16 protein-coding genes are annotated in these 21,804 nt (G+C 68.0%); 4 read left to right on the plus strand and 12 right to left on the minus strand.

Translation table 11 applies throughout. The features are described from left to right. Positions 1-152 precede the first annotated feature (152 nt). Together AC07EQ_RS19240 and AC07EQ_RS19245 are read left to right on the plus strand one after the other, a co-directional pair. On the plus strand, positions 153-938 hold the full coding sequence (locus AC07EQ_RS19240) for an electron transfer flavoprotein subunit beta/FixA family protein (protein WP_478389277.1): 786 nt from the start codon (positions 153-155) through the stop codon (positions 936-938). A gap of 33 nt (positions 939-971) precedes the next feature. Continuing rightward, positions 972-1,916, plus strand: a complete 945-nt coding sequence (locus AC07EQ_RS19245; RefSeq protein ID WP_478389278.1) for an electron transfer flavoprotein subunit alpha/FixB family protein — start codon at positions 972-974, stop codon at positions 1,914-1,916. A gap of 288 nt (positions 1,917-2,204) precedes the next feature. Here AC07EQ_RS19245 and AC07EQ_RS19250 read toward each other — a convergent pair whose 3' ends face one another. The 8 genes from AC07EQ_RS19250 to AC07EQ_RS19285 all read right to left on the minus strand — a co-directional run bounded on the left by AC07EQ_RS19250 (position 2,205) and on the right by AC07EQ_RS19285 (position 11,620). After that, positions 2,205-3,458, minus strand: a complete 1,254-nt coding sequence (locus tag AC07EQ_RS19250) for an MFS transporter (RefSeq protein ID WP_478389279.1) — start codon at positions 3,456-3,458, stop codon at positions 2,205-2,207. A 568-nt stretch (positions 3,459-4,026) separates the two neighbouring features. Beyond that, positions 4,027-5,553: a tripartite tricarboxylate transporter permease gene (locus AC07EQ_RS19255; RefSeq protein WP_478389280.1), complete on the minus strand. Its 1,527-nt coding sequence runs from the start codon at positions 5,551-5,553 to the stop codon at positions 4,027-4,029. Continuing rightward, entirely contained in the window at positions 5,550-6,041 is a 492-nt protein-coding gene (locus tag AC07EQ_RS19260) for a tripartite tricarboxylate transporter TctB family protein (RefSeq protein WP_478389281.1), read from the minus strand. Before AC07EQ_RS19260 ends, AC07EQ_RS19255 begins: the two co-directional genes overlap by 4 nt. Beyond that, the gene (locus tag AC07EQ_RS19265; RefSeq protein WP_478389282.1) at positions 6,038-7,000 is read right to left on the minus strand and encodes a tripartite tricarboxylate transporter substrate binding protein; all 963 of its coding nucleotides are present in this window, start codon (positions 6,998-7,000) and stop codon (positions 6,038-6,040) included. The genes AC07EQ_RS19260 and AC07EQ_RS19265 overlap by 4 nt, the downstream gene beginning before the upstream one ends. A 128-nt stretch (positions 7,001-7,128) precedes the next feature. After that, the gene (locus AC07EQ_RS19270; RefSeq protein WP_478389283.1) at positions 7,129-7,482 is read right to left on the minus strand and encodes a hypothetical protein; all 354 of its coding nucleotides are present in this window, start codon (positions 7,480-7,482) and stop codon (positions 7,129-7,131) included. Between the two features lie 414 nt (positions 7,483-7,896). Continuing rightward, complete coding sequence (locus tag AC07EQ_RS19275) at positions 7,897-8,622, minus strand: HAD family hydrolase (RefSeq protein ID WP_478389284.1); 726 nt, start codon at positions 8,620-8,622, stop codon at positions 7,897-7,899. A gap of 316 nt (positions 8,623-8,938) precedes the next feature. Beyond that, complete coding sequence (locus AC07EQ_RS19280) at positions 8,939-10,339, minus strand: amino acid permease (protein WP_478389285.1); 1,401 nt, start codon at positions 10,337-10,339, stop codon at positions 8,939-8,941. A 360-nt stretch (positions 10,340-10,699) separates the two neighbouring features. After that, entirely contained in the window at positions 10,700-11,620 is a 921-nt protein-coding gene (locus tag AC07EQ_RS19285) for a LysR family transcriptional regulator (protein ID WP_478389286.1), read from the minus strand. A gap of 117 nt (positions 11,621-11,737) precedes the next feature. On the opposite strand from AC07EQ_RS19285, the gene AC07EQ_RS19290 reads away from it, so the two are divergent. Both AC07EQ_RS19290 and AC07EQ_RS19295 read left to right on the plus strand, forming a co-directional pair. After that, positions 11,738-13,066, plus strand: a complete 1,329-nt coding sequence (locus AC07EQ_RS19290; RefSeq protein WP_478389287.1) for an MFS transporter — start codon at positions 11,738-11,740, stop codon at positions 13,064-13,066. Between the two features lie 108 nt (positions 13,067-13,174). Next, the gene (locus AC07EQ_RS19295) at positions 13,175-14,791 is read left to right on the plus strand and encodes an amidohydrolase (RefSeq protein WP_478389288.1); all 1,617 of its coding nucleotides are present in this window, start codon (positions 13,175-13,177) and stop codon (positions 14,789-14,791) included. A gap of 351 nt (positions 14,792-15,142) precedes the next feature. Here AC07EQ_RS19295 and AC07EQ_RS19300 read toward each other — a convergent pair whose 3' ends face one another. The 4 genes from AC07EQ_RS19300 to AC07EQ_RS19315 form a co-directional block, all read right to left on the minus strand. Beyond that, positions 15,143-17,896 carry a sensor domain-containing protein gene (locus tag AC07EQ_RS19300; RefSeq protein WP_478389289.1) on the minus strand — a complete coding sequence of 918 codons (2,754 nt, stop codon included), beginning with the start codon at positions 17,894-17,896 and terminating at the stop codon, positions 15,143-15,145. Between the two features lie 377 nt (positions 17,897-18,273). After that, entirely contained in the window at positions 18,274-19,491 is a 1,218-nt protein-coding gene (locus AC07EQ_RS19305; RefSeq protein ID WP_478389290.1) for a cytochrome P450, read from the minus strand. A 13-nt stretch (positions 19,492-19,504) separates the two neighbouring features. Then, positions 19,505-20,689: a cytochrome P450 gene (locus tag AC07EQ_RS19310; protein ID WP_478389291.1), complete on the minus strand. Its 1,185-nt coding sequence runs from the start codon at positions 20,687-20,689 to the stop codon at positions 19,505-19,507. Further along, positions 20,686-21,525: an SAM-dependent methyltransferase gene (locus tag AC07EQ_RS19315; protein ID WP_478389292.1), complete on the minus strand. Its 840-nt coding sequence runs from the start codon at positions 21,523-21,525 to the stop codon at positions 20,686-20,688. The genes AC07EQ_RS19310 and AC07EQ_RS19315 overlap by 4 nt, the downstream gene beginning before the upstream one ends. Positions 21,526-21,804 lie beyond the last annotated feature (279 nt).

Raw genomic sequence — 21,804 nt, forward strand, 5'->3', positions numbered from 1 at the left:
CCGGGATGACTCGCTCCAGTGGAGATCGAGACGGTCTTCGAAGTCTCCGATCAGGTCGGCAACCAGAGAACCGGAAGCAGAGCCGCTGTGGTGCAGGGGCCGGTGAGTGGCTTTTTCGGGCTGCGGTGGTCCTCGACGGATGTGGGTAGATCGTGATGAACATCGTTGTGTTGGTGAAGCAGGTGCCCGACACGTATTCCGAGCGGAAGTTGTCTGCGGCGGATCACACGTTGGATCGTGAGTCGGCCGATGCGGTGTTGGATGAGATCAACGAGCGCGCGGTGGAGGAAGCGCTGTTGATCAAGGAGGCTCAGGGCGGCGAAGTGACCGTCGTCTGCATGGGCCCGGATCGCGCGACGGATGCGATTCGCAAGGCGTTGTCGATGGGTGCGGACAAGGCGGTGCACCTCTCTGATGAGGCGTTGCACGGCACGGACGCGCCGTCGACCGCGCGGGCGTTGGCGAAGGTGATCGGCACCGTGGAGGGTGTTGATCTGGTGATCGCGGGTAACGAGGCCACGGATGGTCGCACGGGTGCGGTGCCGGCGATGGTGGCCGAGGTGCTGGGCTGGCCGCAGCTGACGTTCGCGCGCAAGGTCGTCACCGATGGTTCGAGCGTGTCGATCGAGCGGGAGACCGACGCGGGGATCCTGAACGTCGAGGCCGCGTTGCCGGCGGTGGTCAGCGTGACGGAGAAGATCAACGAGCCGCGGTACCCGTCGTTCAAGGGCATCATGGCCGCGAAGAAGAAGCCGGTGGCCGTGTTGTCGCTGGCGGATGCGGGGATCGACGCGGGCGAGGTGGGTCTGGCTGCGGCGGGGTCGCAGGTGGTGGAGTCCGCGCCGAAGCCGCCGAAGTCCGGTGGTGTGAAGGTCACCGACGAGGGCGAGGGCGGCGTGGCCGTCGTGGAGTTCCTGGCCGGCGAGAAGCTGCTCTGAGTCGTTCACGGGTTTTCGAGGAGGCATTGATTCATGGCTGAGGTTCTGGTCCTCGTCGATCACGTGGACGGCGAGGTCAAGAAGGTCACGCACGAGCTGCTGACCGCGGCGCGTCGGTTGGGTGAGCCGTCGGCGGTGGTGGTCGGTGAGCCGGGTACCGCTGGGAAGCTCACCGATGCGCTGGCGGCCTATGGTGCGGCGAAGGTCTACGCCGCGGAATCGGCCGAGGCCGCGCAGTTCCTGGTGACGCCGCAGGTCGACGTGCTCGCCGCGTTGGTGGGCAGCGTGTCACCGGCGGCGGTGCTGGTACCGGCGTCGATCGACGGCAAGGAGATCGCGGGCCGGTTGGCGATCCGCATCGGTTCGGGTCTGCTGTCGGAGGTCGTGGACCTCGACGCCGACGGTGTGGCGTCGCATTCGCTGTTCGGTGGCACCTACGACGCGAAGGCCAAGGTCACCACGGGCGTTCCGATCGTCACGGTGCTGCCGGGTGCGATCGAGCCGGAGCAGGCCGCGGGTGCCGCGGCGGTGGAGTCGGTGGAGGTTCCGGCGGCCTCGGGTGCGAAGATCACCGGCCGGCAGCCGGCCGAGGCCGGTGACCGCCCGGAGCTGACCGAGGCCAGCATTGTGGTCTCCGGTGGTCGTGGTGTGGGTTCGGCGGAGTCGTTCGAGGTCGTGGAGAAGCTCGCCGACTCCCTGGGTGCTGCGGTGGGTGCCTCGCGTGCGGCGGTGGATTCGGGTTACTACCCGCACCAGTTCCAGGTCGGTCAGACCGGTAAGACCGTGTCGCCGCAGCTGTACATCGCGCTGGGTATCTCGGGCGCGATCCAGCACCGGGCGGGGATGCAGACGTCGAAGACGATCGTCGCGGTGAACAAGGACCCCGAAGCCCCGATCTTCGAGATCGCCGACTTCGGCGTCGTGGGTGACCTGTTCAAGGTCGCCCCGCAGCTCACCGAGGAAATCACCAAGCGGTAGGAAACCACAGTGGAGCTTCTCTGCACCTGTCTGTGCAACAGTGCGGGACACCACGACATTTGCCTTGGGACAGCTGATTCCACATGCCGGGAGCCGGATCGGGGCCCGAAGCTCTTCCGATCCGGCTCCCTTTGCCGGCCATGCCGCGAGGCCGTTTCCGCTTGGGTAGCTCGTTCTCGGAAGGGCGCACGGTAGTCGCGGGCACGGTCACATCGGTGCTATCGCGGAGAACGCGGCGTCAATCCGTCGCGAGGGCGGCGCGGACGCCGGAGATCGGCTGCGGCCTCATCACCTGGCGGCGACTTCGCGCGCACCATCGACCCCGAGGCGGCGCGCATCGCGCTCGGGACGCACGATCAGCGCGGCAAGCAGTCCACCGAGCAGCAGGAGCGCACCCGCGATGGTGAATCCGGTGGTGTATCCAGCGGCGGGGGTCGCTGCGGCTTCGATGATGCGGCCGGTGACGTACGGCGCGATCAGTCCGGCCGTCGTGGCGGCCGCGGTGTAGATCGACAGCACCGCCCCGCGCTGGCGGGTGGGGCTGATTTCGCCGTTGACGGTACTGCCGATGGCGAAAACGATCGCGCCGAGGCTGAAGGCGACGGTCATCAGTACGAGTTGAAGTCCACCTGCGGTGAGCGGGAACAGGACCATGGCAATACCGGCGATCACGACTGCGACACCGCCGAGCACGCCGCGGGCGAGCCTGCTGGACACGCCACGGCGCATCAGCCACTCGCTGAGCAAGCCCTGCCCGAGTACGAACAGAGCGTTGGCCACCCAGGGGAGCACTAGAAGGGCACCGGTTTCGCCGGCGCTGTAGCCGAGGACGATTTGGAAGTACGGGGGAACCCAGGAAATCAGGAGCGCCAGGCTCCAGTAGCTCACGAAGGCGTTGAAGAACGCGCCGAGCCCGGTGCCGCTGAGCAGAATTCGACGGTAGGGGACGTGGGGTTCGTCGATACCTCCATCCGAGGTCTGCCGATCGCGGGCGGGACCCGCGACGGTGCCCTCCTCGCCGAGCATCAGCCAGAGCAACACCCACACGATTCCGACCGCGAACAGCGCGAAGAACGCCCAGCGCCATCCGAAGGTGGCAATCACCGCGGTGAGCACTGGAGCGGCCACCGCCACGCCAATGCCGCCGCCGACGTTGAGAAGGGCACTGGGCAGACTGCGCTTCTCGTTGGGAAACCACTTGTGCGCCGCGTGCATCGCCATCGGGTTCGCCGGTCCCTCTGCTGCGCCGAGGACGATTCGGCTCACCAGCAGGACCGCGAATCCGACCGGCCAGATCACGGGCAGCATGGCGAATGCCCATACCAGTGCCATCACCAGCAAGATCCACTTCGTGGCGACCCGGTTCGAGAGGAATCCGACAGCGATGGCCGAGACCCCGAACAGGGCGTAGAACCCGCTTTGCAGCAGCCCGTATTCACTCGGCGAGAGGCCGAGTTCGTGGATGATCGGCTCGGCGGCGAGCCCGAGCACTGCCTTGTCGGCGAAGTTGATCAGCATGAAGACCAGCAGCAGGGCGGTCACGACCCAAGCACGCCGGCTGCTCCGAGCCGGCGGCGGTCCCGTCTTGTTGTCCGCAGTGGACGCTGGTGTGGCCGAAGTTCTCACGTGCATTTGCCTCCTCGTGCCAGAGCGCCCGGAGTGGGTGCTCACACGTGCGCAGGTGCGTGGTTCGGTGTCCGTTGCTTTCCGTCCACAGCCGCGCATGACCCCGCGACGGCCCAGGCGTAGATGTCGCTGACCATCTGAGCGCCTCTCCGGCGAGCTGTGAACAGAGTCACTGCGGCCGGCGACCAATGCAACAGGCCTTCTGCTATCGGGGCGATAGCTCGTCCCGGAATGCCGGGCACTCCACAACAGTCATGAGGATTGAGGTTCCGATCGGGCGTTCCCGGCGGGTGTGGGCGCACTGCTACCGGATCTCGATGGGGAAGGAGGCGCGGAAGACATGTCTCGGGGCCTCGGAGGCGCCACCGGGAACACCACTGTCCATTGTGGATCGATACAGTCGTGCTTCCTGCTGGCCGGGAACGAATCACGCGTTCACCCCGGTTCCCGATGGCCGCGGGCGCATCGGACCGCTGTGCTGGGTTCACCCAGCGCGTGCGGCCCCGGCCGCCGGGTTCCGGGTTCGGCGCTTCCTGGCGGCCAGCCACGTGGCCGCGATGAGGACGGCCACGAACAGCGTGCAGAGGACGAGCGAGACCGGACGGGTCAAGAAGATCGTGGGGTCTCCGCCGGACATCGTCAGCGCTGCGCGCAGGTTGGATTCCAGGGTGCCGCCGAGGATCGCCGACAGCACCAGGGGGCCCGGTTCGAACCCGGTCTTGCGCATGGCGTAGCCGAGGAGTCCGGCGACCACGGCCACGACCATGTCGAAGATGCTGTTGTTCAGGGAATAAACTCCGACCATGGTGACCATGATGGTCACCGCGCCGATCACGCTCATGCGGATCTTCAGCAACTGCACGAACACACCGACCAGCGGGATGTTGAACACCAGCAGCATCAGGTTGCCGATGAACATCGAGGCCATGATCCCCCAGAACACGTCCGGATGTTCGCTGACGAGCGTGGGGCCGGGCGTGATGCCTTGCAGCAACAGGGCCCCGAACATCAGCGCCATCACGCTGCCGGTGGGCAGGCCCAGGGTGAGCAGGGGGAGGAAGCTGGCCGTTGAACCGGCGTTGTTCGCCGTTTCAGGCCCGGCGACTCCCTCGATCGCACCGTTGCCGAAGCGGGTGGGATCGTCGGCGCGACGGCGTTCCACGGCGTAGGACGTCATCGAGGAGAGCACGCTGCCACCGCCGGGGACCAGGCCGAGAACCGAGCCGATGAGGGTGCCGCGTGCGATGGGCCCCGCGGAGGTGCGCAGGTCCTGGCTGCTCGGCCACACCTTGTCGGTCTTCGCGGACAACGGCTTCTGATCGGCGCCGTGGTGGAGGTTGTGGAGAACTTCGCCGATGCCGAACATGCCCATGGCGATGGCGACGATCTCCAGGCCCCCGAGCAGGTCCAGGGAACCGAAGGTGAACCGCGCCACGCCGTCGACGGGATCCTGGCCCACAGTGCTGATGAGCAGCCCTGCGCCGAGCATCGCGAGTGCTTTGATCAGTGAACCCCGCGCGATGGCCAGCACCAGCAGGAGGCCAAGCAGCGCCACCGCGAACAGTTCGGGTGGCCCGAACTCGGCCGCGAGCGCGGCCAGCGGCGCCGAGAGGACGACGAGCACGACCGTGGCGACGACACCGCCGACGAACGACCCGATCGCCGCCGTCCCGAGCGCTGCGCCGGCACGTCCCTGCCGGGCCATCTCGTAGCCGTCGAAGGTGGTGACGATCGAGGCGACCTCACCCGGGACTCGGACGAGCACGGCTGTGATGGTTCCGCCGTACATCGCGCCGTAGTAGATCCCGGCCAGCAGGATTATCGCGCCGGACGGTTCGAGTGCGTAGGTGACGGGCAACAGCATCGCGATGGTCGCTGTCGGCCCCAGACCCGGAAGGACGCCGATCACCATGCCGGTGACGACGCCGAGCAGCACCATCAGGAGATTCGTGCCGCTGAGCGCGACGCTGAACCCGTTGAGCAGTCCATCGAGCTGGTAGATCGCGATCACCTCGGGAGGAAGGCGTCGACGGGCAACGGCACATCGAGCAACTGAACGAACACGACGTAGATCGCGAAGCCGGCACCGGTCGGCACCACGGCTGAAACCAGCCACGATTCCTTGGCGAGGAAGCGGAGCCAGACCAGCCCGGTCACGACGCATGCGGTGACGATCCCGGTCGCCTTCAGCAGCGCGATGAAAACGGCGAGCAGGACAACACCCTTCAGGATCTGGGAAACCTCGGCGAGGTCGACGCGATCGACCGTCCGGAGAGCAGGCTTGAACAAGATCGCCGTGGCGGCCGCCAGGAGCACGATGCCGGCGAGCACCGGCCAGAGGCCGGGCCCCGCTGGTTCGTCGCTCGGGTCGTCCAGCAGGATGCCGCTGATGGCCGCCGCGCCCCCGAGGGCCAGCAGCGCGACACCCGGAACGGCGCTGGTTCGCGAAGTCCTCCGGTTCTCGGCGGCACCCTCCGGCGCTTGCTGCTCGGCCGTCATCGCCGCACCAGTCCGGCGAGCGTCTTCTCGGTTTCGGTGAGCAGCTCGGCGACGCGCCGGCCGTCGAGGCCGGGGTCGGGGGCGCTGTCGGCCACCTCGGAGCGGATCTGCTCGTCGCCGGTGCAGGTGGTCAGCGTCCGGCGGAGCTTGTCGAGCACCACCGGGTTGGTGCGGGTGGGCGCGGCCCAGTAGGAAACGATGCCCGGTCCGGGGAGTTGCCCCGTCCCGTAACCCAGGTCGCTCAGGGTTGGTATGTCGGCGAGGGAATCCGGTCGGTGGTCGGCGGCCACTGCGAGCGCTCGGAGTTCTCCCGAGCGGATGGCCTTCACGATGACCTTCGAGCCGGGGGCGACCAAGAGGTCGTAGTCGCCGTGGGCGAGTCCGCGCTGGCCTTCGCTGAGGCTGCCGTAAGCGATCTGATCCGCCTCGAGCCCGTAGTTGTCCACGAGCCCCTTGACGTTGAGGCCCGAGGACGTCGACGACCCCGAGGTCGCGACCACGACGTGATCGCCGGTGCCGAAGAGCTGCTTCAGCGAGGTGATCGGACTGGTCGGGGTGACCAGGAAGACCGACGGAGTGGTGCTGATGGCGCCGATCGGCACCAGTGACGTCGCGTCGTACCCGGCGTCCGGGGTGAGCATCGGGGCGATCGCGCCGGTGCTGGTGGTGGCATGCGCCAGCGTGTAGCCGTCGGGTTTGGCGTGGATGACTTCGTTCATGCCGATCGTTCCGTTGCCGCCGGCGCGGTTTTCCACCAGGACGGGTTGACCGAGCTCCGTTTCGGAGCACTTGGCGTAGAGCCGGGCCAACCTGTCGGCCGACGATCCGGCTGGAAACGGAGTGATGAGCCGGATGCTGCGGCTCGGGTAATCCTCCGGGTTCCCGGTGGACTCTTGCGCGCATGCGGCCAACAGCATCGCAGCTGCACCGACCGCCAGCACCGTCGCTGGCTTGCTCATGACGTCCTCTCACAGGCAGGAGGGTGCGCAGCCGAGGTCCGCGCGGGTGCTCGTGGCGGGAACCGGCAAGGGGCGCGGGGCAGGACCCGCTGCCGGCGTTTCGCGGCAGCACTGGACGATCCCCGGCGCTACCCGCACCGTCTCCCAACTCGATTCGGCAGGAGCGGCAGGGAATCAACGACGGGGCCGGAACATTCGGGCGTGTGCAGGCCGTGGACGGGGAAGCCCGGGGTCGTCGGGTTGGCGCTGAAGCGGGTGTCGCTCAGGATGTCCTTCACGTCGTCGAACTTGGTGAACATCCAGGCCTTGAGCTCGGGCCCGAGCGCGACTTCACCGACCGGGCAGCGGCGAAGCTCGCTGAAGTGCTCGGGGTCGTCGAGCGGGCGATCGGGCGGCGGTGCCAGGTCCAGCTGCCGAAGGTGTGGGCAGGCTTCTGTGGCGTCGGCCGCAACGGAATGGTCGCCGTTCAGCTGGCTCTCCATCGTCCCTCCAGGTCGAAATGGATGTCGGATCGGCCATCAGCTCCGCGAGATCGCAGGCGGGCCCTGCTGCCGACCGCCACCTACCCGTGCGTCCACCTCCCTGACCGTACGAGTAGCGGCGAGCTGCGATGATTCTCCGCACCTGTCGGGGAAACTGGAAGTGTGCTACCCCTGCACCGGTGATTCGCTTTGCCTATCACTCGTGGAGGCGGAAGCCGGCCGGCCACTGCTCCGGCTGACGCCGAAGACCAGGATGCGATGTACGGGGATTCCGCTTACGGCGCTGGTGGATTACTGGCCCGTCCGGACAACGCCAGTGTCCACAACGGACTGGAGTGCGACCGCCGGCGCGGGTAACGGAACATTTCCCCGAGGATCCCTTCGGCATCGACCTCGACGCCCGGACCGCGTCTTTCAGCGAGCTCCTTTCGGTTGCCGCGACGTCGACGTCTCGGAGGGTGAGGTCGCGATCTGCTGCTGGAAGGCGAGCCGCCGCCTGAGTTGAGCGGCCAAGCCGTCTGGTGGCGACGAGCGTTCTGGCGTGGACATCGGGAGAACGTCCATGCCGGCTGCACGGGCAAAGGGAATCCGATCGCAGGAATTCCCGACCGCGAGGCACTGCTGTGGATCGATGCCGAGTCGCGCCGCAGCGAGCGCGTACGTGTCGAGGCAGGGCTTGGCATCCGGTATCTCATCCGCATGTACCACTGCTGCAAAGTATTGACCCCATTCGAACGCCGATACCGCGGCTTCGACGAATCGTCTCGGTGCGGACGACACCAGTGCGACGGGGAATCGGCCTGCGGCCAAGGATACGAGATCGGTTGCGCCGTCACGCAGGCACAGGCTTCCTGCGGCAATTGCGTTGATCGCGTAGTCCGTGCACCATTCCGCTACCTCGTCAGGGTCCAGCCCCCTGGACAGTGCGGCAAGGCGCTCCAGCCATTGCCTGGAACCGCGGAACGCGACGGAATCGTCGGGTTTTCGACGGTGTCCCCGCAGGGTGAGGAAGACATGCCAGATCTCCGCCCAGGTGCTCCCGGCGTTGACGAGAACATCATCATCGAGGTTGAAGATGATTCCGGAAATCGGGGGAGTCGAGAATTTCGGATTCTGCGGTACTTCCGGGGATGTTCTCATTCGGCATCTCCTGCAGTGCCTGCAACTGCCCTTCAGAGGCGGGCGTAGGCGCTTTCCGGGTAGGAAGCGCCGCGGCTTGCCTGCGGGGGAGGGAGGCGGGGGCAATGACATCTTGACGATGGTGATTGCGTCTGGCGACCCGATCAGTCGCCCACGATCGTTCAAGTTACTCGGCGGCGGTGGGTTCTCCTCGGTCGCCGGGGCCGAACAGCACTACTTCGGGCTGGGGTGCTCGGGAATTGCTCCTGAAGTAGGGATCTATCGCTCGTGCGTGCGCTGGGGGCGGTTCCAGCGCACGCACGAGCATCACCGGTCGTCAGGACAGGGGGTGCTCGGTGGGGGCGGCAGTCGGGGCGACCGGTCGGCGGTTGCGCACCGCGAGGTAGCCGACCGCGACCGCGCCGGCCAGGATCGGGGTGAGGTAAAGCGCGATCCGGGTGTCCGGGTCGAACGCCAGCAGTACTACGACGAGCGCGAGGAAGACGAGCACGAGGTAGTTGGAGTACGGGGCGAAGGGCATCCGGAACTTCCCAGCCCGGATCTCACCCGCGGCCACCTTCCGGCGGAACCCGAGATGGGCGACGATGATCATGCCCCAGGTGAAGATGGCGCCGACGGTGCTCGCGCTGGTGATGTAGGTGAAGGCCTCCTCCGGGGCCAGGTAGTTGATCAGGACGCCCAGCAGCATCGCGACGAACGTGACCGCGATGGCGCGGGATGGTACGGCGCGGGCGTTGAGGCGGCCGGCCCTGCGCGGCGCCTGCCCGTCCTGCGACAGGGTGCGCAGCATTCGCCCGGTCGAGTAGATGCCGCTGTTGCAGGACGACAGCGCCGCGGTGGTCACCACGAAGTTCACCACGCCGGCCGCGGCCGGGATGCCGATCAGGCTGAAGGCGTGGACGAAAGGACTGCCGTTCGCCGGGAATTGGTTCCACGGCACCAACACGGTCAGCGCCGTGAGCGCGCCGACGTAGAAGATCAAGATCCGCCACATGACCGAGTTGATCGCGCGTGGCAGCACCTTCTCGGGGTTCGTGCTCTCGCTCGCGGTCTGACCGACCATTTCCACGCCCACGAAGGCGAACATGACGATCTGGAACGACAGCAGCGCGGCAGTCGGGCCGTTCGGGAAGAGCCCGCCGTGCGACCAGATGTTGCTCACCGCCGCCGAGCTGCCGAGATCGCTGAAGCCGAACACCAGGATCGCCGCGGCCAGCACGATCAGCCCGATGATGGCCAGCACCTTGATGAGCGCGAACCAGAACTCGAACTCGCCGAAGAGCCGTACCGCGATCAGGTTGACCCCGGTGAGGACGAACAACGCGACGAGCGCCGGAATCCATTGTGGAACGTGAGGGAACCAGAACTGGAAGTACTTGCCGACGGCGGTGATCTCGGCCATGCCGGTCACGATCCACACCAGCCAGTACCCCCACCCGGTGGCGAACCGGGCCCACGGTCCGACGAATTCCCCGGCGTACTCCGCGAAGGAGCCGCTGACCGGCCGGTACATCAGCAGTTCGCCCAGCGCGCGCATCACGAAGAAGATCATCAGGCCCGCGAGCGCGTAGATCACGATGAGGCCGGGGCCGACCTGGTGCAGGGCCTTGCCCGAACCCAGGAACAACCCGACCCCGATCGCGCCTCCCAGGGCGATCATGTTGATGTGCCGGCTGCTGAGCGCGCGGCGGTATTCCTCGGTGGGTGGCTGACTCATCTGTGGAAGCTCCGTTCATGCGGCAGCACTGCCGCCGGGTCGGTTCCAGGCGCATGTCGCAAACGGCGCATGTTCATTCGGCCGCGTGCGTGTTGCAGACCACCATGAGCCACCTCTCACGAGGTGTCATTGTTCCGCCGACACCGTTTGAGCGAAGTGGATTGTGTCCACGCCCCTTTTACAAGCGCCACAAGCACCACACCGGATCCGCCTGCCCCAAAGGGCGCAGCTGATCCGCGAGGTGCGGGGTGTTGGCCAGGCCGCAAGGTCGTGCTTGCGGCCTACCGGGTGGCGCGGAATCGTCCGCTGGGCGGCGGGCACGCCGCGGGAAGGTCTCGCGGTAGCGGCGACCTCGGGCCGTTACTCCGAGCCGTCGCCCGGTGCGCTCTCGAAGAGACGGATGGGTGCGAGCACTTCTCGGTGGAACCGGGAGACCGAGTCGACGAGCGCGGCTACCTGTGCGCCGGCCCAGTGGGTCCTGTCCCAGCCGGCGTACAGGGTCACGGAGAGCAGGTTCTCGCCTACCCGGATGGCGACCGGGGTGAGTCCGAAAATCGCTTTGTCGGTGAGCACGGCGATCCCGTGGCCCGAGGCCGCCAAGGCGCGGGCCACGACGGTTGTCGAGACCACTCGCGGCTCGTTGTAGACCAAACCCTCGCGTGCGGCAGCCGCGTCGAGCGCCAGGCGACCCGCGTTGACGGGATGCATCAGGATCAGTTGCTCGTGGACGAGCTCGGTCAGCTCGACTTCGCCGATTCGCCCCAGCTGGTGGGTTGGTGGCACCAGTGCGAGCACGGGGGCGTGACCCACGACGCGGGATTCCATCGATCCGGGCGGCGGGACGGGCGCGATGCCGAGGTCGGCATCTCCGCGCGCAACGACGTCGTACACGCTGCGCGCGTCGCGTTCGAGGATGTCGCGAATTGAAGAGGTGGCGCCTCGGTCGGCGAGGTAGGGCGCCAGAAAGTCGGCGATCGTGGTCGGGGGCGCGGCGACGGTCAACGGCACGTCATGCCCTTGGGTCATGGTCCTGACCGCGCCCAGCGTGCGGTCGGCCCGGGCCACCAGGTCACGGGCGAGGGGCAGGAAGCGCTCCCCGGCGAAGGTGAGCTTTCGCGGCCCCGGCGTGCGCGAGAAGAGTTCCACGCCCAGGCTGCGCTCGAGGTTGCGCAGTTGGCGGGAGATCGAGGGCTGTGCGATTCGGACATCGCGCGCGGCCGCCGTGATCGAGCCTTGGTCGACCACTGCCAGGAAGTACCGCAGAACTCTGATCTCCACCATGCCTCCGGGGTATGGGCAGCGATGCTAACGGGCATTAGACGGCTATGCCACATGCGCCCAGAATCAGATCCCGTTCCGGTCACCGAGCCTCCACGCTCCTGTTGCCGAGGAGACGGCATGTCCAGTTCTTCTGATCTCCGCGCAGCCCGCCGGGCGGGCCTCGGATCGTTCATCGGCACCGCGATCGAGTGGTACGACTTCTTCATCTTCGGCACCGCCGCGGCGCTCGTTTTCGGGGAGGTCTTCTTTCCCACGGCGTCACCGGTAGCCGGTCTGCTCGCGTCCTTCGCGACGTTCTGGACGGGTTTCCTGGCCCGGCCGCTGGGAGGCGTGGTCTTCGGTCATCTCGGCGATCGGATCGGCCGCAAGAAGACGCTCGTCACCACACTGGTCCTCATGGGCGTCTCCAGCACCGCCATCGGTCTGGTGCCCAGCTATGCCTCGATCGGGATGGCTGCCCCGGCCCTCCTCATCCTGCTCCGATTGGTGCAGGGCCTGGCGCTTGGCGGTGAATGGGGAGGAGCTGTGCTGATCGCGGCTGAGCACGCGCCGCCGAGCCGTCGAATCCTCTTCGGTGCCTTCGCCCAGCAGGGCTCGCCGGCGGGTGGCCTGCTGGCGACCCTGGTCTTCCTGGGCGTGAGCCGGCTGCCGGCCGAGGACTTCGCCGCCTGGGGGTGGCGCGTTCCGTTCCTCGTGTCTGCGGTCCTGCTGGTAGTGGGCCTGGTGATCAGGCTGACCGTGGCCGAGTCGCCGGAGTTCTTGGCGGCCAAGCGACGCGGCGAGATCGTCAAGGCACCGGCGGCAGAAGTGCTGCGGACGGCCCCAGTCGCAGTCCTGTTGGGAATCGGGGCATCGGCCATCGGGATCGGCGCAGCGTACTTCCTGAACGCGTTCATGATCGCTTGGACCACGACCGAGCTCGGCGTGACCCGGGAGACGATCCTGTCGGCCCTGCTGGTGGGCACCGTCGTCCAGTTCTGCGCGCAACCGGTGGCAGCGCTGATCGCGCACCGCGTCGGCGCCACGCGGTTCATGATCGTGGCTCTGGCGGCGAGCGCCCTCCTCACCCCGGTCTTCTACCTGCTCGTCAGCACGGGTGACGGGAGCAAGATCGTCCTCGGCATGGTCCTCATCAACATCGTCGCGCCGGCCTACTTCGCCGTCCTCGCCGGCTTCCTCACGCACGCGTTCCCCGCCAGGATCCGGTACACCGGAATCTCGTTGGCCTACCAGCTTTCCGCGACGGTGATCGGCGGCTCGGTCCCGCTCATCGCGCAGTCCCTGCTCTCCAGCGGCGGGATCGGCCTGGTCGTCGCCTACCACGTCGGGCTGATCGTCTTGACCTTGGTGTGCGTGGCCGCGCTGGGCCGCAGGACAGCGAAGTCCCAAGGCGTCGCGGATCTGCCGGACGACTCGGACCTTCGCGCCAGCGATGCGCTCGCCTGAGACTCGGTGCGACGTTCACCCGGGCGAACCCCTGCGCGCCAGTAGTCGTGAGCACCCCGGCAGGCGCGGTCCCAGCTTCCTCAGCATCGAAAACCTGGAAGGAATCGCATGCATTCGTCAGCCGAGCCGCGCATCTTCCGCGCGCGTCGGGTCATCACGCCGTCCTCCCCATCCGCTGACGCGGTCGCGGTGCTCGGGGACAGAATCGTTGCGGTGGGCGATGCGGACGACCTTCGGCGGTCGCTGCCTCTCGCGCGGCTCGTGGACCTGGGCGACGCAGTTGTCACCCCTGGCTTCAACGACGCGCACGTGCACCTGTCGATGGCCGCCGACAGCGAGCTCCAGGTCGACGTGTCCCCTGCGGAGGTGTCGTCCCTCGCGGAGCTGACCGCGAAGATCGGAGCCGCTGCGAGGGGCGAACCGGTGGACGGCTGGGTCCGCGCCTTCGGCTACGACGATGCGCGGATGGCCGAGGGCCGCCGGCTCACCCGATGGGACCTGGACGCGGTCACGGGCGCCGTCCCGGCGATCGTGCTGCACGTCGCCTGTCACTGGGGTGTGGTCAACTCGGCAGCGCTGGCCGCAGGCGGCATCACCGATGAGTCGCTACCTCCGAGTGGTGGCGAGTACGGCCGGGACGCGACCGGGCGGCTCGATGGCGTCCTCTACGAACGCGCGTTGAACGAGTTCGCCTACGGTCACGTCAATGCGGCGGGAGGTCCGGTCGTACCGCAGTCTCGGTTCGACGACCGGGTAGAGGCGCTCGGACGCGTGGTGCGCCGCTGGCACGCGGCCGGCGTGACATCGGTGTGCGACGCACTCGTGGGGCCGGACGACATCCGCCTCTTCGCCGCGGCGCGGGAGCAGGGGCTGCTGACGATGCGGGTCGGGTTCCTCCTGGCCGCGGAGCACTACGACACCTTGCACCGGCTCGGCCTTCGTTCGGGCTTCGGGGACACCGGGCTTCGTTTCGTCGGTGTCAAGACCTTCGCCGATGGCGCGGTCGGCGGCCGGACGTGCCTGCTCGACGAGCCGCACCACGGCACTGGCGACCACGGCATCCAGGTGCTCACGCGGGAGGAACTCGCCGACATCGTCCGGGCGGTGCACGGCGATGGCAACCGGGTCTGCGTCCACGCCAATGGGGACAGGGCAATCCGGCTCGTGCTCGACGAACTCGAACGCGCCCACCGGGAAATGCCGAAACCTGGACTGCGGCACCGCATCGAGCACTGCAGTCTGGTGGACGACGACATCCTCGGCCGGATCCGAGCTCTGTCTGCGATCGCCGTGCCGTTCGGCAACTACGTCCACCAGCACGGCGGGCGCTTGATCGATTGGTACGGCGAGGCCCGGGTGGAGCGGATGTTCGCCCACCGCTCCTTCCTGGACGCCGGCATCACCGTCGCCGGTTCGTCCGACTATCCGTGTGGTCCGGTGGAACCCCTCCTGGCGGTGCAGAGCATGGTCACGCGGACCGGCTGGGATGGATCGGTCGTCGGTGCGGGGCAGCGGGTCTCTCCGGCCGAGGCGTTGTCGGTCTACACGACTGGATCAGCGGCCAGCACCGGTGAGGAAGGGCTGAAGGGCGCACTGGTCGCCGGTCAGCTCGCCGATTTCGTGGTGCTCGAAGACGACCCGCTCGAGGTGCCCCACGACCAGATCTCGAAGATCGCAGTCCGGGCCACCTACGTCGGTGGTACGGAGGTCTACGCGCGCGAATGAGCGTTTTTCATCCTGGTCGGTCCGCAGCAGCGGGCCGCAACGCCGTACGTCGGTGGGGTGTCGCATGCGCCGTAGGCGCATAGCCCACCTACGGCACTTGCACCGCCGCGGGTTCACGGTGCCCACCCCTCCGGGGTTCCCTCGGCGAGGACGGCCCCTCCGCCGTGTATTGGCATACATCAGGAGGGGCACCCACAGTCCAGGCGGGCGCTGTAACTCCCGCAGGGGGGCCGCCACCCGCACCGCCGCGCAAAACGAGGTTGGAAAAACCTCAATGGAGATCCGATCGTCTTGACACTTCCGCGCCGCACCCGTTCACCGAGGCCGGCAACGCGGAGTTCACCGGTTTACCTACGGAGTCCAGCAGTTGTCGAGGAGTTGCTCAATGGGGGTGGGTTTGCCGATGTAGAAGCCTTGTGCCTGGTCGCAGCCGAGGCGCCGCAGGAGGTCGATTTGCTGGGCGGTTTCGACGCCTTCTGCGACGACTGTGAGCTTGACCGCGTGCGCCATGGCGATGATGCTGTTCACGATGGCCTCGGAGTCGGGGTTCTCGTCGATCCCGGTGATGAACGATCGGTCGATCTTGAGGGCGTCCAGGGGGAGTCGTTGGAGCTGGGCGAGTGAGGAATAGCCGGTCCCGAAATCGTCTATGGCCAGCCTGACCCCCAGTCGGCGCAGGTCGCTGAGCACCTGCGCCGCCGCTGTCGGGTCGTGCATGAGGGCGCTTTCGGTGACCTCGAGGCAGACGGCGCTGGCGGGAAGCCCGGCTTCGGCAAGGGCTTCGTGCACGTCGTTGTGCAGGTAGGGGTCCTCGAGTTGGCGCGCGGAGAGGTTCACCTTGAGCCGGAGAGCGACCTGGTGCCGGGTGCGGTGGGCGGCGAGTTCACAGCTGGCCATGCGCAGCATGTGGGCGCCGATCTCGTGGATGAGGTCGCTTTCCTCGGCCAACGGGATGAATTCTGCCGGCGATACCGTGCCATACAACGGATGCGTCCACCGCAGCAGGCCTTCCGCTGCGACCGCCTGTCCGGTGCCCAGGTCGATGATGGGCTGGTAGGCCATCCAGAGTTCGTCCTTGTGCGCCGCCTCGCGGAGGTCTTGCTGCAGGATGAGGTGGCGCTGCACGCGTTCACGCAGTTGCACGTCGAAGAACGCGGTCCGGCCGCGGCCGAGCGTTTTGGCGTGGTACATGGCCACATCGGCGTCGCGGAGCACATCCGCGGCGGTCCTGGGATCACCGGGTGGCGCCAGCACGATCCCGATGCTGGCATCAACATGGAGTTTCCTGCCCTCCACGCTGATCGGATCGGTGAGGCTCCGACGCAGCCCTTCGGCGAGCAAGCGGAGCTTCCTGCGATCGTCCTCATCGTGCGAGATGACGACGAACTCGTCACCACCGAGCCGGCCGACCACCTCGCCCTCGCGCACCAGCTTCCGCAGGCGCTCTCCCACGACGCGCAGCACCTCGTCGCCGACACCGTGACCCAGCGAGTCGTTGATGACCTTGAACTTGTCCAAGTCGATGAACAGCACCCCGGTAGGGCGCGTTCGGTGCGCGGATCGCAATGCGGATTCGAGGTGCCGGAGCACCAAGGTGCGGTTGGCCAGGCCGGTCAGCGGGTCGTGCGTGGCCTCTCGCTCCAACCGCTCCCGGATGGCCCGGGACTCGGTGATGTCGGTGAACGAGATGACAATCGGGTGCGGCGCGTCGTTGTCCGGTGTGAGCGATCGCGAGGCCAGCGCGAGCCACACGCCGCGTCCGTCGCTTCGCCGGGCTCCGAGCACTCGGGAATTCTGCGGGACTCCGGTGTGGCGGGTCTGCGTTGACGGGCGAGCGTCCGATGGCAGCGGTGCCCCGGTCTCATCGAACAGCGGCCAGGCATGGAGCGGTGAGCCGACGAGCTCCGCACGGGTGGTTCCGAGGATGTGCGCCGCTGCGGGGTTCGCCGACAGGACGCGTCCCTTCGCGTCGGCCACGATGACGCCTTCGTCCAGCGCGTTCACGACGGTGGCGTAGTCCTGTTCGGCCCGCCGTCTTGCGGTCTCGTCGGCGCACACCAGGACGAAGCCGGACGGCATCTCCGCAGCGGAGACGCGGATGGCCAGTGCGGATCCGTTGGCGTGCAGGTGCCGCGCTTCGGTGAGGCCACCAGCGGCGAGCAGCGCCGCGGGATCCAGCGGCGCGCCGACCACCGCACCAATGTGCTGGCCGAGGGCCCGCTCGGCGGGCCTCCCGTAGATGGCCGCTGCCGCCCGGTTCCAACTGGTCACCACCCCTTCCCGGGTGGTGGCGATGATGGCATCGCTGACGTGCTGGACCAGTGCGGCCTGGTGATGCAGCGCGACCTCGGCCGTCTGGTGGGCCGTGACGTCCCGCTGGATGACCTGAAACGCGGGCCGGTCCTCCCAGTTGATGAGCACCGCCACCGACTGGACCGGAATCGTGCTGCCGTCGAGACGCTTCATCTCGACCTCTGCCGGCATCGCGGCCGTGCCCGGGGTCGTCAGCACCGCGAGCCGTTCCTGGATGCCTGGAATCGCGTGCCCGGCGATGAAATCGGTGATCGGGCGACCGACGATCTGCGCGCTGGACTCGGCCGCGAGCAGGCGCACGGCAGCGGGGTTGGAATAGACGACCATTCGGTCCTGGTGAACCCAGATCGCGTCCGGACTGCGCTCGACGAGGAGCCGGTAACGGGCGGCCAGGTCGGCCATCGCCTGCCGGTCCTGGTGTCCCTGCGTGACGTCGGTGGTGATTCCGAGCAGGACACCGGTACAGGTGTCCCCGACCATGCGGGCGCGGGAACGAAGCAGCCGCTCTTCCCCGGTCGCCGTGGTGCAACGCTGTTCTTGTTCAAGGACCTCCCCGGCCGGGGCCGAGCGGGCGGTCGCGATCAGGGGACCGATGAGCTCGATCAGCCGGGCGCGGAGGTCGTCGCGGGTCGCACCGGGCAGGCCCAGCAGAACGTCCAGGCCGGCCGTCCAGGTCGGCTGATCACGGGCGAAGCTGAACGACCACGGGACCGCCTCGTTCAACGACCACACCGCATCCAGAAGCTCGCGATCAGACGCCGCGAACCCATCGGAATCATGCCGCTCGGTCATGGTCCTCCGGAACCGCCAGGAAAGGGTGAAGATATCTGCCCGATTGGACTACCCGCTTGCTCGGGCAATCTTTCATGACGTGTCGTCATTTCTAGACGTGTTCCGGTGTGCTTTTCAAGCCGAGTTCGTTCAAGTGCGAACTTGACCGATTCGGTATGGGATTAGCGCTGTGTCCAGCGAAAACTGTGCTCCGCGTGTGGCGGCAGGGAGACTCGGGGCCAATTCCGAGCCAAGTTGTGAATCGTCTTAGGAGTTCTGTTGCCGGTGTGACGCGCGGCCCCGACGTGCCTGTCGCGCCGCTCGGCCGTGCTCAGCGCACGGAGTCCGGCGAGATCACCTCCCACTTGCCGAACAGCGGCCGATCCGTCCAGGCGGGCTCAGTCCCAGGTCACCGGGAGCGACAGCACGCCGAAGATGCCTTCGTTGATCTTGTAGCGGAGTTCCTCGGCGGGAACGGCGAGCCGCAGGCCTGGAATTCGCCGCAGCAGCGTGGGAAAGACGATCTGCAGTTCGGCCCGGGCCAGCGATTGGCCCACGCACTGGTGCGGTCCGAAGCCGAAGGCGACGTGCTGCCTGGCCTTCCGGTGGATGTCCACGGCGTCCGGATCCGGGAAGGCCGTCGCGTCCCGGTTGGCCGACGGCGTCAGGGCCACGATCCCGTCACCGGCGCGGATGAGCCGGCCGCCCACTTCCAGGTCTTCGGTGGCGACACGGGTGGTGGCGAACTCCGAGATCGACAGGTAGCGCAGCAGTTCCTCGACCGCGCGGGAGGCGAGACCAGCGTTCTCGCGCAGCGCGGCGGCCTGCTCCGGATGCTGCAGGAGGGTGAGGACACCGAGCGAGATCATGTTGGCGGTGGTCTCGTGCCCCGCCACCAGCAGCAGCATCGAGGTGGTGAGCACGTCGGGCCGGGTGAGCTTGCCGGCCTCGTGCTGCCGGACCAGCCGGGAGACGATGTCGTCGGCCGGTTCCCGCTGCTTGATCGCGATCAGCTCGTCGAAGTAGCCCAGGATCGCCGCGTTGGCCTCCTGGGTCTGCTCGGGGGTCGTGTCGGCGTCGACCACGGCTCGGGTCCACTCGTTGAACTTGCCGATGTCGGCGACGGGCACCCCGAGCAGCCAGCAGATCACCGTGCTCGGCACCGGCAGGGCCAGCTCCGCGACCAGGTCCACCGGCTTCGGGCCGTCGATGATGCGGTCCACGCGCTCGTCGACCAGCCGTTGGATGGCCGGTCGCAACGCCTTCACGCGCCTGATGGTGAAGTCCGCCGAAACCATCCGGCGGAGCTGCCCGTGCTCGGGCGGGTCGGTCCGGATGAACCCGGGGTGGAATCCGACGTCGACCAGGGTGCGCTCGGCCGCGGAGATGATCGGGAAGCCGGGTTTCCGCAGGTCGGCGCTGACCCGCGGGTCGCGCAGCACCGCGCGCACGTCGGCGTACCGGCTGATCAACCAGGTCCGCCTGCCGTCGGGCAGGATCGCCGGGGCCACCGGGGCCTCGGCCCGCATCCGCCCGTACTCCGCGGGCGGGTCCAGCGGGCAGCCCGGTGGCCGGGCCATCGGGAACGCCGGGGACTCGTGCTGGACGTCGGTCATCGCGCCTCCCGTTTCACCACGCCACCGGCAGGGCGCGCACGCCGTGCACCAGGGACTGCGGCAGGTACTCGATCTCGTCGAACGGCGCGTCCAACCGCAGCGCGGGGAACCGCTTCAGCAGCGCCGGGAAGGCGATCTGCATCTCCAGCCTCGCCAGCGGCGCGCCGAGGCAGTGGTGGATGCCGTGGCCGAAAGCCAGGTGCGCGCCGGGAGCGCGCCCGATGTCGAACTCGTCGGAGCGCTCGTGAACCGCGTCGTCCCGGTTGGCCGAGCCCAGCGAGACGAGCACGAACTCGCCGGCGCGGATGAGCTGCCCACCAACGGTGATGTCTTCCTTCGCCTGTCGCATCGCCGCGTTGTTGACGACCGTCAGGATCCGCAGCAGTTCTTCCACCGCGCGGTCGACCGCGGTCCCGTCGCCCATGGCGTCGCGCAGCCGGGCGAGCTGTTCCGGATGGCGCAGGAGCAGCAACGTGCCCAGCCCGAGCATGTTGGCCGTGGTTTCGTAGCCAGCGCCGAGCAGGAAGACGCCGATACCGGCGAGCTCGGTATCGGAGAGCTCTTCGCCGTGCTCGGCGACGAGCCGCCCGAGCAGGTCGTCGGTGGGATGGGCGCGCTTGTCGACGACGAGCCGCGCCATGTACTCGGTCGACTCGGCCCACAACGCGGCGGCGTGTTCCTCGCCCATTGCCAGGTCCACCTGCGCGGCGGTGCGCCGCTGGAACTCGGCGCGGTCCGCGTACGGCACGCCGAGCAGTTCGCAGACCACCAGGGAAGGCACCGGTAGTGCGAACGAGCGCACGAAGTCGGTCGGCGAACCGGCTCGCGCCATCTCGTCGAGCTGGCCGGCGACGATCGACTCCACCATCGGCCGCAGCTGGTTCATCCGCCGAACGGTGAAGTTCCCTGCCAGCATGCGCCGGAGCCGGGTGTGCTCCGGCGGGTCGTAGAACAGCAGCACCCCGGGGCCGGGCGGCGCGACCTGGTCGTCGCCCGCGCCCGGCCGCATCAGCCGGGACGCGTCGACGCTGCTGAGCCGCTCGTCGGTGAGGACGTGGCGGGCATCGGCGTGCCGGGCGACGAACCACGCCGGTGTTCCGCTGGGCAGCTCGATGCGGGAGACCGGATCGTCCTCCCGGAGCCGCCGGAACTCCTCGCCCACGTCGAACGGGCAGAACCGCTGCTCGGCCGCGGTCATGCCGACACCGCCTTGCGCGCGGTGAGCACGACGTAGCCGGTGTGCTCCTGGGCGTGTTCGACGATCAGCGGGATCGCCTGCTGGACCTGTTCGGCGATCCGCTTGCCCTGCACCGAATCCACCGCAGGCCGGTAGGAGCCGATTGCGGCCAGGATCGCCTCGCCGGAGCGCCGGGTCCGCTCGGTGATGTCGAGGACCTCGGTCACCTCGAACCCGGCCGCGCGCACCAGGCCGGTCATCTCGTCCAGGGGCGGTGGCACGTGGTTGGGCAGCACGTCGACCGCCGCGTCCGGCACCGTGCCCGGCGGCAGCGGCTTGGTCTCGAAGAAGTCGGCGATGACCAGGAGCCCGCCGGGCCGCAACACCCGGTGCTCCTCGGACAGGGCGCGCTTCTTGTCCGGCATGTGCAGCAGGGATTCCAGGGCCAGGACACCGTCGAACTCGTCGTCGGCGAACGGCATTCCCATCGCGTCGGCGAACTGGAAGCGCACCCGGTCGGCGACCCCGGCGGCAGCGGCGCGCTGGTCGGCCGCCTCGATCTGGCGCTCGGCGATGGTGATGCCGGTGATGTCGCAGCCGAGGGCTTCCGCGAGCAGCGTGGCGGGGCGGCCGGTTCCGCAGCCGACGTCGAGCAGCCGGTGCTCGGGGCCGAGCGCCAGCTTCTCCCCGAGCAGCGCGGTCAACCGGTCCTGGGCGTCGGTCAGCGATGGCGAATCGATGCCATCGGGCCAGTACCCGTAGTGGATGCTCTCACCGAGCACGGCGGAGAAGAACTCCTCCAGCTGGTCGTAGAACATCGCGACCTCGTCCGCGGTGAACGTGCTCTGGTCGGTCAAGTCGGTTCTTCCTTCCATTGAGCCTTTTCCAACCTCGTTTTGGGTGGCGGTGCGGGTGGCGGAACCTCAGATGCTCCCTGGTCTGCGGGTGCCCCTCCTGATGTATGTCCGATACACGGCGGAGGGGCCGTCCTCGCCGAGGGAACCCCGGAGGGGTGGGCACCGTGAACCCGCGGCGGTGCGAGTTGCGATGGTGGGCTAAGGCGGCTGCGCCGCCTTGCGGCGGCCCCGTGGCGCGGGGCTGCCGGCGTCGCGGCTGCGGATCGACCAGGATGAAAA

The sequence above is a fragment of the Saccharopolyspora sp. NPDC045839 genome, from assembly GCF_056431645.1.

Coding starts and splice junctions, on each gene's coding strand:
- AC07EQ_RS19245 (WP_478389278.1), top strand. CDS start 972: ATGGCTGAGGTTCTGGTCCTCGTCGATCACGTGGACGGCGAGGTCAAG.
- AC07EQ_RS19260 (WP_478389281.1), bottom strand. CDS start 6,041: ATGACGGCCGAGCAGCAAGCGCCGGAGGGTGCCGCCGAGAACCGGAGG.
- AC07EQ_RS19265 (WP_478389282.1), bottom strand. CDS start 7,000: ATGAGCAAGCCAGCGACGGTGCTGGCGGTCGGTGCAGCTGCGATGCTG.
- AC07EQ_RS19270 (WP_478389283.1), bottom strand. CDS start 7,482: ATGGAGAGCCAGCTGAACGGCGACCATTCCGTTGCGGCCGACGCCACA.
- AC07EQ_RS19275 (WP_478389284.1), bottom strand. CDS start 8,622: ATGAGAACATCCCCGGAAGTACCGCAGAATCCGAAATTCTCGACTCCC.
- AC07EQ_RS19280 (WP_478389285.1), bottom strand. CDS start 10,339: ATGAGTCAGCCACCCACCGAGGAATACCGCCGCGCGCTCAGCAGCCGG.
- AC07EQ_RS19285 (WP_478389286.1), bottom strand. CDS start 11,620: ATGGTGGAGATCAGAGTTCTGCGGTACTTCCTGGCAGTGGTCGACCAA.
- AC07EQ_RS19290 (WP_478389287.1), top strand. CDS start 11,738: ATGTCCAGTTCTTCTGATCTCCGCGCAGCCCGCCGGGCGGGCCTCGGA.
- AC07EQ_RS19295 (WP_478389288.1), top strand. CDS start 13,175: ATGCATTCGTCAGCCGAGCCGCGCATCTTCCGCGCGCGTCGGGTCATC.
- AC07EQ_RS19300 (WP_478389289.1), bottom strand. CDS start 17,896: ATGACCGAGCGGCATGATTCCGATGGGTTCGCGGCGTCTGATCGCGAG.
- AC07EQ_RS19305 (WP_478389290.1), bottom strand. CDS start 19,491: ATGACCGACGTCCAGCACGAGTCCCCGGCGTTCCCGATGGCCCGGCCA.
- AC07EQ_RS19310 (WP_478389291.1), bottom strand. CDS start 20,689: ATGACCGCGGCCGAGCAGCGGTTCTGCCCGTTCGACGTGGGCGAGGAG.